General features: G+C 72.6%; 11 protein-coding genes. 8 read left to right on the plus strand and 3 right to left on the minus strand.

Annotation, left to right across the window (positions count from 1 at the left end; genetic code table 11):
* Nucleotides 1–44: 44 nt before the first annotated feature.
* The 3 genes from BIU91_RS17190 to BIU91_RS17200 are packed head-to-tail and all read left to right on the plus strand — an operon-like array spanning nt 45 to nt 3,069.
* A complete protein-coding gene (locus tag BIU91_RS17190) occupies nt 45–764 on the plus strand; it encodes a response regulator transcription factor (protein WP_017888757.1) in 720 nt (239 codons plus the stop codon).
* A gap of 5 nt (nt 765–769) precedes the next feature.
* Complete coding sequence (locus BIU91_RS17195; protein ID WP_071406412.1) at nt 770–2,023, plus strand: ATP-binding protein; 1,254 nt, start codon at nt 770–772, stop codon at nt 2,021–2,023.
* Entirely contained in the window at nt 2,020–3,069 is a 1,050-nt protein-coding gene (locus BIU91_RS17200; protein WP_071406459.1) for a hypothetical protein, read from the plus strand. Before BIU91_RS17195 ends, BIU91_RS17200 begins: the two co-directional genes overlap by 4 nt.
* Nucleotides 3,070–3,729: 660 nt before the next feature.
* Here the strand turns inward: BIU91_RS17200 and BIU91_RS17205 are convergent.
* On the minus strand, nt 3,730–3,984 hold the full coding sequence (locus BIU91_RS17205) for an acyl-CoA carboxylase subunit epsilon (RefSeq protein ID WP_051596908.1): 255 nt from the start codon (nt 3,982–3,984) through the stop codon (nt 3,730–3,732).
* Entirely contained in the window at nt 3,984–5,579 is a 1,596-nt protein-coding gene (locus BIU91_RS17210) for an acyl-CoA carboxylase subunit beta (RefSeq protein WP_071406413.1), read from the minus strand. The genes BIU91_RS17205 and BIU91_RS17210 overlap by 1 nt, the downstream gene beginning before the upstream one ends.
* Before the next feature lie 74 nt (nt 5,580–5,653).
* Here BIU91_RS17210 and BIU91_RS17215 point away from each other — a divergent pair, with 74 nt between their 5' ends.
* The 4 genes from BIU91_RS17215 (at nt 5,654) to BIU91_RS17230 (ending at nt 9,827) form a co-directional block, all read left to right on the plus strand.
* Nucleotides 5,654–6,454, plus strand: coding sequence for a biotin--[acetyl-CoA-carboxylase] ligase (locus BIU91_RS17215; RefSeq protein WP_084741426.1), 801 nt, complete (start codon nt 5,654–5,656; stop codon nt 6,452–6,454).
* A 4-nt stretch (nt 6,455–6,458) separates the two neighbouring features.
* Nucleotides 6,459–7,007 carry a PH domain-containing protein gene (locus BIU91_RS17220; RefSeq protein ID WP_071244247.1) on the plus strand — a complete coding sequence of 183 codons (549 nt, stop codon included), beginning with the start codon at nt 6,459–6,461 and terminating at the stop codon, nt 7,005–7,007.
* 82 nt (nt 7,008–7,089) lie between these two features.
* The gene (locus BIU91_RS17225; RefSeq protein ID WP_071406414.1) at nt 7,090–8,397 is read left to right on the plus strand and encodes a UDP-glucose/GDP-mannose dehydrogenase family protein; all 1,308 of its coding nucleotides are present in this window, start codon (nt 7,090–7,092) and stop codon (nt 8,395–8,397) included.
* An 11-nt stretch (nt 8,398–8,408) separates the two neighbouring features.
* Nucleotides 8,409–9,827, plus strand: coding sequence for a hypothetical protein (locus BIU91_RS17230; protein ID WP_071406415.1), 1,419 nt, complete (start codon nt 8,409–8,411; stop codon nt 9,825–9,827).
* Here BIU91_RS17230 and BIU91_RS17235 read toward each other — a convergent pair.
* The gene (locus BIU91_RS17235) at nt 9,794–10,996 is read right to left on the minus strand and encodes a glycosyltransferase (RefSeq protein WP_071406416.1); all 1,203 of its coding nucleotides are present in this window, start codon (nt 10,994–10,996) and stop codon (nt 9,794–9,796) included. The genes BIU91_RS17230 and BIU91_RS17235 overlap by 34 nt on opposite strands.
* 47 nt (nt 10,997–11,043) lie before the next feature.
* Between BIU91_RS17235 and BIU91_RS17240 the strand changes: the two genes are divergently transcribed.
* Nucleotides 11,044–12,267 carry a polysaccharide pyruvyl transferase family protein gene (locus tag BIU91_RS17240; RefSeq protein WP_071406417.1) on the plus strand — a complete coding sequence of 408 codons (1,224 nt, stop codon included), beginning with the start codon at nt 11,044–11,046 and terminating at the stop codon, nt 12,265–12,267.
* The last annotated feature ends 83 nt before the right edge of the window (nt 12,268–12,350 follow it).

The raw sequence follows: 12,350 nt of genomic DNA on the forward strand, positions 1-12,350 counted from the left end.
CCGGTTTCAGGGGCCGGCGTCGCGCATCGGAACGAGAGGCCACTGTGGCAGCAGGAACGACAACCACCAGCACCGAGACGTCAGGGGCGGCCACCAGGCCGGTCCGGGTCGCGATCGTCGACGACCACGAGTCCGTCCGACTCGGGATCCAGGCGGCGTGCCAGAACGAGGGGTTCGAGGTGGTGCTCACCGCCGCCAGCGTCCCCGAGTACGTCCAGAACCTCGACGGGCGAGAGGTCGACGTCGTCGTCCTCGACCTGTCCCTCGGTGACGGTTCGACCGTGACCGAGAACGTCAAGGGCGTGCAGGGGACGGGATCGGCGGTGCTCGTGCACTCCATCGCGGACCGTGTCGCCAACGTGCGTGAGGCGCTCGCAGCAGGGGCTGCCGGCGTCATCCCGAAGTCCTCGGCCACCAAGACCGTGATGGCGGCGGTCGCCACCGTCGCACGCGGTGACGTGCTCAACAACCTCGAGTGGGCGAGCGCCATCGACGCCGACCGCGACTTCGCGAAGGCGCAGCTCGGCCGCCGCGAGCGCGAGATCCTGCACCTCTACGCCTCGGGTCTCCCGCTCAAGCTCGCCGCCCAGCAGCTCGGCATCGGCTACTCGACGGCCCGTGAGTACCTCGACCGGATCCGCGTGAAGTACGTCGAGGTCGGTCGCCCGGCCCCGACGAAGGTCGACCTGCTGCGTCGAGCCGTCGAGGACGGGATCCTCCCCGGGCTCGACTCGGGCATCGACCCCGACGGCGACGGTCGCTGACACGGATGGCGACCGCGGCTGAGTCGGCGCGGACGGTCGTCGAACCGGCGCCCTTCGGCGCCGATCCGGCGCGCAGCGTCCGTGCCTCGATCACGCAGGCGTCGGTGGAGCGCGCGTTCGCGATCCTCCTCGCGATGGCGGCGATCGGCCTCGGCATCGTCGACGCGCCCGCGGTCCTGCAGCAGCTGCCGTACCTCGACCCGTTCTGGGGTCCGACGCTGATGCTCGCCCTCGCGGCGTCGTTCGTGTTCATCGGGGTCTCGGCCTTCGTACAGCGGGTCGCGCAGCTGGCGCAGATCGTCTGCGCGCTGCTGTTCCTCGTCGTGCTCGTGACGTGGACGGCCACCGTGCAGGAGCCCATCCCGTCGGCGCAGCAGCCGTGGCCGTGGTGGTTCTGCACGGTCGGCTGCACGGCGGCGGCGATGGGCTTCGCCACGTGGCGTGCGACGGTCTACACGGCGCTCGTGCCGGCGGTGTACGTCGTCATCCGGCTCAGCCCGCTCGGCGGCGACGTCGGAGTCCTCGCCGTCCTGCTCGACGGCGTGTACACGGCGCTGCTCAGCGGTGCGGTGCTCGTCATCGCCGTGGTGCTGCGGCGTGCTGCCACGTCGGTCGACACGGCGCAGTCCACGGCCGTGCGGCGGTACTCGCTCGCCATCCGGGAACACGCGACCGAGGTCGAACGGGTGCAGGTGGACGCCATCGTGCACGACAGCGTGCTCACGACGCTGCTCTCCGCCGCACGTGCCGACACGCTCGAGGCCAAGACCCTCGCCGCGCGGATGGCCCGGAACGCGATCGACCACCTCGAGGCCGCCGCCACCGACGGTCCCGGTGACGTCGCGCCGGTCGCCCTCGGGGAACTCCGGGCGCGCATCCGCGAGGGGGTCGGTGCGTTGCCCGCTCCGGTCCGCCTCGTCCCGACGCCGACCGGGTCGGTCCGTCTGCCCGCGTCGGTCGCCGACGCGCTGGCCTCGGCGGCGCTGCAGGCCGCTGTGAACAGCGTGCAGCACGCCGGCGACGCTGACGTCTCCCGCTGGGTCCGCGTCGAGCAGCAGGGGCAGGGGGTGCTCGTCGAGGTCGGTGACGAGGGCCGCGGGTTCGACGTCGCGGCCATCCCCGCCGAACGGCTCGGTGTCCGCCGCTCCATCGTGGAGCGGGTCGCGACCGTCGACGGTCGCGCCGAGGTGCACACCGCCCCGGGCGAGGGCACCCGCATCGTGCTGACGTGGTCGCCGGCCGCGAGGACGACCGCATGAAGGTCTCCCTGCCGGCGAGCATCGCCCTCGGCCTGGCGTCGCTGTTCTCCCTTTACCACCTGGTCCTCGCCGCGGCCACGCTGCCGCGCGTCGACCAGGTCGCCCCGATCATCGCCTGCATGGTCCTGTACGCCGCGGCCACCGGCCTCGCACTGTTCGTCCCCGGCAGGGTCCTGCCGGTCTGGACGGCCTGCTTCTCCCTCGCCACCGCGATCGTGATGCCGGTGATCGCCGCCCCCGTCCTCGTCGATGGTCGTGGTCCGGGCTCCGCCACCTGGTGGATCGCGGCCATCGGCACGCTCATGGTGGTGCTCGTCGTGCGCGGTCGGGGCCCCTTCGCGTGGGCCGGCGTCCTGTTCCTGACCGTGTACACCGTCGCCTGGGCCGGCCTCGGCTCGCTCGGCGGGCTCGGCGTGGTCGGCAGCGTCGCCTGGGTCGCGATCGCCACCGTCTTCGCCGCCGCGATGAGCCGCGCCATCCGGAACACCCGGGAGCTCGTCCTCGCCGAGCAGGAGACCGCCGACTGGCAGGCCGCGCAGGACGCCCACGTGTTCGAGCGGCAGTTCCGGCTGAGCCAGACCACCCGGATGGCCCTGCCGATGCTGCAGCGCATCATCGACTCCTGCGGCGACCTCGACGACGCCGACCGCGCCGAGTGCCTGCACCTCGAGCAGGCCATCCGCGACGAGATCCGGGGCCGGTCCCTGTTGTCCGACGACGTCCGCGACGAGGTGATGCGCCTGCGTCGCCGCGGAGCGACCGTCCAACTGCACGACGACGGCGGGCTCGACGACCTGGACGCCCCGGACATCCGCCGCATCCACGCCCGTGTCGCCGAGGCGCTCCGGCAGGCCCGCGACGCCGACAACGTCATCGTCCGGACCGTCGGCGAGGGCTCCGACTCCGCGGTGACCGTCGTCGGACTCCGCCTCGACGGCGCTGCCAGCGAGTCCGCGGCGCTCGGCGCGGGGATGGACGACGACGACGGGGACGAGGACGACTCCGTCGCGCTCTGGCTGGAGATCCCGCGGCACGAGCCGGCATAGCGCGCGGCACGCCCGGTACAGCGCGCGGCAGCGCGTGCGCGCGTGTTGCGACGATGCACCACGTGATCGACGCGTGGATCGTCGCGAACGTGGTGCGGACAGCGCTGCGGACGCGCGTGGTGCGCCGGGCGTGCGGGCGGCGGTGGACGCGATGGGGGACACCCTGGAGGCCCGTGGCGGCGCCGCCACGGGCCTCCAGGCCGTCACATGCGTGCGCCGGACGGGCGCACACACGGAAGCGACCATGTCGTTGTCGTACGACGTCGACGGTGTCGTTCCGCATCGGCCTCGCCAGCCGCCTCGCCAGCCGCACCGACGCCGGCCCGCGGCCGCCACACTCCCCGGAAACGGGGAACGGGCCGGTCGGATACCGACCGGCCCGTTCACGACCCGAGGCTGAGCGACAACCCGAATGTCGCCCTGCCTCGCAGCGGGCGGTGGCTTCGTACCCTAGTCGGCCACCGTCCTGCGATGTCTTTCATTGAAGGACACCGAACACCAACTACTATGCCGACGCACGAGCCGCATGTCAGTCGTCATTATGGGGGACAATTCCGGCATTTCCGGTCCGTATCCGCTGAACGTGTCCCCCGAGTGAGGGGATACCGACCGGGAAGTGCGCCCTGCAACCGTTCCGGTCGCCAGCGCACCAGGGGTACATCAGCGGAGCGATCGGCCCCAGGCGCCCGGTCCGTGGTCGAGCGGGCGGCGGAGTCCGCGGGCCGCGGCGTCCCACCCGGTGCGGGGCTCGACGACCACGGCGGCTCGTCCGGCGGCAGCGGCCTCGTCGGCCTGGCGCTGCAGGACGGCCACGACGGCGGCGAGTTCCTCGGGGGTGGGGTCGCCCGAGACCACCCGGACGTCCGCCACCGAGGCGGGCTCGTCCGAGGGCACGGCTGCTGCGTGGCGACCCATCAGAGGGGAATGTTCCCGTGCTTCTTCGGGGGCAGCGTGGCGCGCTTGCCCCGCAGCGACCGGAGGGCCTTGATGACCGACACCCGGGTGGCGTGCGGCTGGATGATGCCGTCGAGCTCACCGCGCTCGGCCGCCAGGTACGGCGACGCGACGTTGTACGTGTACTCGTTCGCGAGCTTCGTGCGGACTGCGGCGACGTCCTCGCCGGACTCCTCGGCGCGCTTGATCTCGGCGCGGTACAGGATGTTGACGGCACCCTGACCGCCCATGACGGCGATCTCGGCGGTCGGCCACGCCAGGTTGATGTCGGCGCCGAGCTGCTTCGAGCCCATCACGATGTACGCGCCGCCGTAGGCCTTGCGCGTGATGACGGTGACGAGCGGGACGGTGGCCTCGGCGTAGGCGTACAGCAGCTTCGCGCCGCGGCGGATGACGCCGGTCCACTCCTGGTCGGTGCCGGGCAGGTAGCCGGGCACGTCCACCAGGGTCAGGATCGGGATGCCGAACGCGTCGCAGAACCGCACGAAGCGGGCGGCCTTCTCGCCGGCGTCGATGTTCAGCGTGCCGGCCATCGCCTGCGGCTGGTTCGCGATGATGCCGACCGTGCGGCCCTCGACCCGGCCGAAGCCGATCAGGATGTTCGGCGCGAAGAGCGGCTGGACCTCGAGGAACTCACCGTCGTCGACGATGTGCTCGATGATCGTGGTGACGTCGTACGGCTGGTTCGTCGAGTCCGGGATCACGAGGTCGAGCTCGTGGTCGGCGTCGGTGGTCTCGAGCTCCGGGGCGACGTCGTAGGCCGGCGGGTCGGACAGGTTGTTGTCCGGCAGGAACCCGATGAGCGAGCGCGCGTAGTCGAGCGCGTCGGTCTCGTCCTCGGCCAGGTAGTGGGCCACGCCGGAGACCGCGTTGTGCGTCTGGGCGCCGCCGAGCTCCTCGAAGCCGACGTCCTCGCCCGTGACGGTCTTGATGACGTCGGGGCCGGTGACGAACATGTGGCTGGTCTTGTCGACCATGATGACGAAGTCGGTCAGGGCGGGGGAGTACACCGCACCGCCGGCCGCCGGACCCATCACGATCGACAGCTGCGGGATGACGCCGGAGGCCTGGGTGTTCAGGCGGAAGATCTCGCCGTACTTGCCGAGCGCGACGACGCCTTCCTGGATGCGGGCGCCGCCGGAGTCGAGGATGCCGATGATCGGCACGCCCGTCTTGAGCGCGTGCTGCATGACCTTGATGATCTTCTCGCCGGCGACCTCGCCGAGCGACCCGCCGAAGACCGTGAAGTCCTGCGCGTAGACGGCGACGTTGCGGCCGTGGATCGTGCCGACGCCGGTGACGACCGCGTCACCGTAGGGGCGCTTGGCGTCCATGCCGAACGACGTGGTGCGGTGCCGCACGAACTCGTCGAACTCCACGAAGGAGTTCTCGTCGAGCAGCTGCTCGATGCGTTCGCGCGCGGTGCCCTTGCCCTTCGCGTGCTGCTTGGCGATGGCGGATTCGCCCGCGGCGGTCACGGCCTCGTGGTACCGGTCGCGGAGGTCGGCCAGTCGGCCGGCCGTCGTCGACAGATCGGGGGTGTCTCCTGAAGTCACCCGCTCACCCTACCGGCGGGTGCCACGCTGCCGGTTGGAGGACCCCCACGGTTCCTGCCCGTACATTTGCGTGCATGTCCACATCCCCGTCGCCGTCGTTCCCCGCCACCAGCGAGGCTGTCCGGTCGGCGGGCGCGACGATCACCGTCCCCGCCGTGACCGGGTCCACCAACGCGGACCTGCTCGCCGCCGCCCCCGAGCAGCAGCACGGCAGCGTCCTCGCGACCCTGCACCAGACCGCGGGTCGGGGCCGGCTCGACCGCACCTGGACCGCTCCGGCCGGTGAGACGCTCGCCGCCAGCGTGCTCGTCCGTGCGGACCTGGACGACCACGACCGCGGCTGGTTGCCGCTGGTCGCCGGGGCGGCGATGCGCGACGCGATCGCATCGGTGCTCCCGGCCGGCGCGGACGTCGTCGTGAAGTGGCCGAACGACGTGCAGGTCGCCGGGGACAAGGTGTGCGGGATCCTCTGCCAGGTCGCCGCCGACGGCAGCGTCGTGGTCGGGGCCGGCGTGAACCTGACGATCCCGGCGGCCCGGCTGCCCACCCCGACGTCCACCTCGCTCCTGCTCGCCGGCGCGGTCGACGACGCACCCGCCTTGGCCGACGCGGTCCTGTCCGCCTTCCTGCGGTCCGTCCTGGAGGCGGTGGCCGGCCTGGTCACCGGGGGTCCCGCCGCCGAGACGGTCCGGTCCCACGTCCGCGCCGCATGCGGCACCATCGGTCGCCGCATCCGCCTCGATCTGCCGGACGGCACCGTCGAGGAGGCCGACGCGATCGGCATCGACGACGCCGGTCGCATCACGATCCGGGACCAGGCGGGCGGCACCAGGGGCGTCGGGGTGGGGGACGTCACCCACCTGCGGTATGCATGACGGCATGACCGCCGAGCCCCCGCCCGAACGTGTCGTCGCACGCCTGCGACCACACGCCCGTCGGCTGGTGCGCCCGGCGGTGTTCGTCGTGCTCGTCACCGCGGCCGGCGGGTTCGGCTTCGGCGTGTTCCAGGCGCAGCTGGCGTGGTTGAACGCCGTCGTCGCGCTCGTCGTCGTGGTGCTCGTCGTGTTCGGCGGTGCCGTCCCGCTGTTCCGCTGGATGTCGGAGCGCTACGTCGTCACCACGCGTCGCCTGGTCGTGGTCAACGGACTCGGGACGCGGACCCGACGGGAACTCCTGCACTCCCGCGGCTACGACGTCACGGTGCGGCGCCGCGGGCTGCAGGGGCTGTTCCGCTCCGGCGACGTGCTCGTGTTCCCCGGGGACGACCCCGCCGTGGTCCTCGCCGACGTGCCGCACGCCGACCTCGTCGTCGCCGTCCTGCACGACCTGGTGGAGGCGTACGAGGCCAGGCGTCGCCACCGTGAGCCGGACTGGGACGAGATCGTCGGCGGTCCGGACCGTCCGCCGTGGGGCGACGTGCGGGCCTGAACCGGCCGCTGTGACCGTCGCCGCGGGCGCCGCTGCGGGTGCCGTGATGAGAGTTCGGCGAGAAACCGGTACCTTCTTCGACGTGCGTATCTCTGTGATCGGCTGCGGCTACCTCGGTGCCGTGCACGCCGCCTCCATGGCCAAACTCGGACACGAGGTCGTCGCCGTGGACGTCGACCCCACCAAGATCGAGCGGCTCGCCGCGGGCGAGGCCCCCTTCTTCGAGCCCGGCCTGCCCGAGATCCTGACCGAGGCCCTCGAGTCCGGTCGGATCCGCTTCACCACCGACATGGCCGAGGTCGCCGGTGCCCGCGTGCACTTCCTCGCCGTCGGCACCCCGCAGGGCCCCACCGGTGCCGCGGACCTGACCTACGTCAACGCCGCCGTCGCCGCGCTCACCCCGCACCTGTCCGCCGGCGAGTTCGTCGTCGGCAAGTCGACCGTTCCCGTCGGCACCGCCGCACGCCTGGCCGCCGAGGTCAGCGAGGCCGTCCCCGGTGCCACGCTCGTCTGGAACCCCGAGTTCCTGCGTGAGGGCTTCGCCGTGCAGGACACCATCGCGCCGGACCGCTTCGTCTACGGCGTGCCCGACGGCGAGGCCGGCGAGCAGGCCGTCGCCGCCCTCGACGAGGTCTACGCCGAGGCGCTGTCCACCGGCACGCCCCGACTCGTCGTCAACCTGCCCACCGCCGAGCTCGTGAAGATCAGCGCCAACGCGTTCCTCGCCACCAAGATCTCGTTCATCAACTCGATGGCCGAGATCGCCGAGGTCGCCGGTGCCGACGTCACGGCGCTCGCCGACGCGATCGGCCACGACGCCCGCATCGGCCGGAAGTTCCTGAACGCCGGCCTCGGCTTCGGTGGCGGCTGCCTGCCGAAGGACATCCGTGCGTTCCAGGCGCGGGCGAACGAGCTGGGCGTCGGGGAGTCCCTGGCGTTCCTGGCCGACGTCGACGCCACGAACCTGCGCCGTCGCGCGCACGTCGTCGAGCTGGCGCAGGAGCTGCTCGGCGGGGTCGTCAGCGGCAAGCGCGTCGCGGTGCTCGGCCTGGCCTTCAAGCCGAACTCCGACGACGTGCGCGACTCGCCGGCCCTCGACATCGCAGCCCGCCTGCAGGAACTCGGCGCCGTGGTCTCGGCGTACGACCCCGAGGCCGTCGTCACCGCGCGCCGCGTCCACCCCGAGCTCGACTACGTCGAGAGCGCGGCCGAGGCGCTGGGCGGGGCGGAGCTCGTGCTCGTGCTCACCGAGTGGACCGAGTTCCGCGAGCTCGACGCGACCGCCGCTGCCGCACTCGTGGCGTCGCCGGTCGTCATCGACGGCCGCAACTGCCTCGATCGTGACGCGTGGACCGCCGCCGGCTTCACGTACCGCGGCATGGGACGCTGACGTCGCCTGACGTGCAGCAGTACACCCGGCGCTCCGACCGCATCCGCGCCCTGCTCACCGCGGGGTTCCGCGGCCGGGACTGGGCGACACCGATCGTCCTCGCCGCCACGCTGCTGGTCCTGACCGCCTCGGTGGCACGGACGTTCTCGTCGATGCCGCTCGCGAGCGTCGACGAGTCCGCGCACGTGGACTACGTGCTGCGGGTGTGGCACGGGCAGCTGCCCGTGCTGCTCGACGGCATCCGCTTCCGGCCGGGCTTCGGCGGGACGCCGCCCGTGCAGTGGGTCGCCCAGCACCCGCCGCTGTACTACGCCCTGCTCGCCCCCGTGATCGGACCGCTGGTGGACGCCGGACACCCGGTGCAAGCGGTCGTGTTCGGTCGGCTCTGCAACGCCGTGTTCGCTGCAGCGGTCGTGCCGAGTGCGGCGTGGGCGGCGTCGCGCTGCTTCCCGGGCGTCGTGCGGCTGCCCGCGACCGTCGCCGTCGTCACCGCGTCGACCAGTGTCCTGGTGGTGCAGGGCGGCGTCGTCTACAACGACTCGCTGGCGGCGTTGACCTGCGCCCTCGCGTGCGGGGTGGCCGGTGCGGCGCTCCGCTCCGGCGTCGGCCCGGGGCTCGTGGTCGGGGGAGCGCTCGTCGCCGCCGCCGGGATGACGGCGCGGCTGACGTTCGCGCTCTGGCTCGTGGCGATGGTCGTCGCGTTCGCGCTGTCCCGGACGGTGCGGCTCGGTCGCCTGCGGGGGCTCGGTGCCCGAGTCCTGGTCGCCGCGGTGCCCCTCGCCGCCGCGGCCGCCGCGTCCGGGTGGTTCTGGCTGCGTAACCAGGCACTGACCGGCTCGTTCAGCGGCCGGCCGACCGCATGGCCCGGGTACACGCCCCGGCCGCACTACTCCGAGGTCGAGGTCGTCTCGATGCTGGGGTTCTGGCGTCAGCTCTTCGCGCTCTTCCGCGGCGCACTGCCCATCGCGTCACCGCTGCCGTGGGTGCTCCTGCTCCTGCCCGTCCTGCTGTTCGTCGCCGCCCTGGTGGCGCGTCGCCTGCGGCCCTGGGCCCCGGCCGATGACGACCGGTGGTCGCGCCGGCTCGTCGTCGCGATGCTCGTGGTCGTCACCGTGCTGTTCGTCGTCGTCGAGATCCGCTACGCCGCCGGCGGTGGGGCGCCGCTGAACCGCTACACGCTCACCGTCCTGGTGCCGATCGCGCTGGCGATGTCGGCGGGGTTCCTCGCCTGGGGCCGGGTCGGCACGTGGACCGCGCTGGCCTGGGCCGTGGCGGCCGTCGTGCCGGCCTGGTCGCTCGTCGACACCGCGGGGTCCGAGCTCGTCGGCCATTCCGGTACCGTCGTCGTACTGGCGTCCTCGGCCGCGGCGGTGTGCGCCGCGGCCGTCGTGGTGCTCTACGCGATGGCTGCGCGCAGCACCGCCCGGTAGCGCTCGCCGATCCGTTCGGTGGAGAACTCCGCCGCCGAGACGACGGCCTGCTCCTGGTAGCGCGAGCGTGCTGCATCGTCGGTGAGCACGCGCTGCAGTGCTGCGCGGAGCGCCGGGACGTCGCCCGGGGGCACGAGCACGCCGGAGACGTCGTCCTGCACGACGTCTCGGATGCCCGGCAGGTCGCTCGCCACGATCGCGGCCCCGACCGCCGCGGCCTCGAGCAGGGTGACCGGCAGGCCTTCCTGGTCGCCGTTCGCCGCGGGGATCGACGGCACCGCGACGACGGTGGCCGACGCGAGGGTCTCGAGCACCTCGGTGCGGCCCCGCTGGCCCAGGAACGTCACCGGCAGCCCCGCCGCCTGGTGCTCGAGCTGGGCGCGGTACGGGCCGTCGCCGACCACGGTGAGCCGCCACGGCACGTCGTCGGCCAGGCCGCGGAGCGCCTCGATCAGGTTGCCGAAGCCCTTCTTCTCGACCAGACGACCGACGGCGACCACGTGGTGCTCCTGCGGCGCGACGCGGGCACGGGTGTCGCGGGCCGGACCGAGGTCGACACCCATCGGGATCACGGTCGAGCGCGACTCGGGGACGCCCCACTCGGTCAGGCGCTCGCGCATCTCGGAGTTCACGGTGGTGACGTGCGCCGACCGTCCGAAGATCCAGCGCTTGAGCCGGACCAGGGGAGCCGCACGGAGCGCGTAGATGTCCCCGCCGTGGGTCGTGACGACGACGGGCACACCCGGGGCGGCCAGGGTCGCGACGAGGGCCTGCGGGATGGCCCAGTGCGCGTGGATGACGTCGGGCCTCGCGGAGCGCACCACGCGCCGCACGGCCAGGTACTGCGCGAGCACCAGCGCGGGCACCTGCACGATGCGGGAGCGCCGCTCCTTGAGGTTGTCGAGGATCGCGCCGTCGGCCAGGTCCTCGAAGCGACGCGGGAAGTACGGGTAGCGGCGCACCGCGACCTCGCCGATGCGCTCCTTCGCGGCACCGCCCGGCACGCGGGGGGTGAGCACGAGGGTGTCGAACTCGGTGGCCTCCTGGTGGGCGAGGTCGAGCACGAACGCCGGCACGCCGTCGTCCGGACGGGCCGGGAACGTCGAGCCCAGGACGAGCAGGCGGGGGCGGTCCTGGCGGGAGCGGGCGGATCGAGTGGTGCGGGACATCGTGCCTTTCCGGGGCTGGCGGGGACGGTCCGGTAGGCTCTCACCCCGTGCGCGTACTGATCCACAATAGCGATTCGCCCCACAACCGCGGGGACCGGGCGATCCTCGCCGGCAACGTCGAGCTCGTCCGTCGCCGGTGGCCGGACGCCGAGATCGTGTCCCTGTCCCAGTACCCCGAGCGGGACGCCGCGTGGTTCGGGATCCGGTTCCTGCCGGTCTCCCCGTACAGCACCGGCATCGGCGACCTGTTCGCGCTGCTCCGTGCCGCTCGCGGCGCCGACGTGGTGCTCTGGGGTGGCGGCGAGATCCTGAAGGACTACACGAACAAGCTCGGCCTCGTGTACTGGTTCGGCAAGATGCTGCTCGTCCGTGCGGTCAACAAGAACCTCGTCGGGGCGTTCCAGGGCATCGGCCCGACCACCGCCGGGGTCAGCAAGCGCCTGATCCGCGCCACCGTCGACCTCTGCAGCGCGTTCGCCGTCCGCGACGACGAGTCCCGCGAGAAGCTCCTGTCCTGGGGCGTGAAGACGCCGATCGTGTCGTCGTTCGACCCCGCGGTCGTCGGGACGGTCACCCCGCCCGACGCCGAGGTGCTCGAGCGGCTCGAGCGCACCACCGGCCTGACCGCCGAACAGCTCGAGGGCTCGATCGGCTTCGGCGTCCGTCGCTGGTTCCACTACAAGCGCAGCGGCTGGATCCCGTTCCGGTTCCTGCCGAAGCGCTTCCGCCAGACCGGTGTCGACAGCGACAAGCTCGTGACCTACCGGCAGGCCGTCGCGGACCTCGCCGACCGTGTGATCGACCGCTGGGACGCCGACGTGGTGTTCTACCCGATGCACATGGAGGCGTCCGAGGGTGACGCCGCCTTCGCCCGCGAGGTCATCGCGCTGATGCGGCACGCCGACCGCACCCACGTGGTCGAGGCCGACGAGTTCTCGCCGTCCGAGTACGCCGGGCTGATGTCGCGCAGCCGCCTGTTCCTGGCGAGCCGTCTGCACTCGGCGATCGTCGCGACCATCGCCGGGGTCCCCGCCGCGGTGCTCTACTACGTCGACAAGGGCCGGCTGTTCTTCGAGCAGATGGGCCAGCAGGCCTACTCGAAGCCGATCGAGGCGGCACTCGAGCCCACGTTCGTCGACGACGTCACGGCGCAGCTCGAGGCGCTCGACGCGGACCGCGACGCGGTCCGCGAGCAGCTCGCGCAGGGCGTCGCCCGCATGGCGACCGCCCTCGACGCCGACTTCGCCGAGGCGACGCGCGACGTCCGCTGACACTGTGTGCTGACACGGCGGGTGCGAACCCGCGCCCGTGACGGACAGGAGGCCCGTGGCGACACCGCCACGGGCCTCCTGTC

Source organism: Curtobacterium sp. MMLR14_002 (assembly GCF_001864975.1).
In the GTDB taxonomy this organism is placed as follows: domain Bacteria; phylum Actinomycetota; class Actinomycetes; order Actinomycetales; family Microbacteriaceae; genus Curtobacterium; species Curtobacterium flaccumfaciens.

Coding starts and splice junctions, on each gene's coding strand:
- BIU91_RS17195 (WP_071406412.1), top strand. CDS start 770: ATGGCGACCGCGGCTGAGTCGGCGCGGACGGTCGTCGAACCGGCGCCC.
- BIU91_RS17200 (WP_071406459.1), top strand. CDS start 2,020: ATGAAGGTCTCCCTGCCGGCGAGCATCGCCCTCGGCCTGGCGTCGCTG.
- BIU91_RS17205 (WP_051596908.1), bottom strand. CDS start 3,984: ATGGGTCGCCACGCAGCAGCCGTGCCCTCGGACGAGCCCGCCTCGGTG.
- BIU91_RS17215 (WP_084741426.1), top strand. CDS start 5,654: ATGTCCACATCCCCGTCGCCGTCGTTCCCCGCCACCAGCGAGGCTGTC.
- BIU91_RS17220 (WP_071244247.1), top strand. CDS start 6,459: ATGACCGCCGAGCCCCCGCCCGAACGTGTCGTCGCACGCCTGCGACCA.
- BIU91_RS17235 (WP_071406416.1), bottom strand. CDS start 10,996: ATGTCCCGCACCACTCGATCCGCCCGCTCCCGCCAGGACCGCCCCCGC.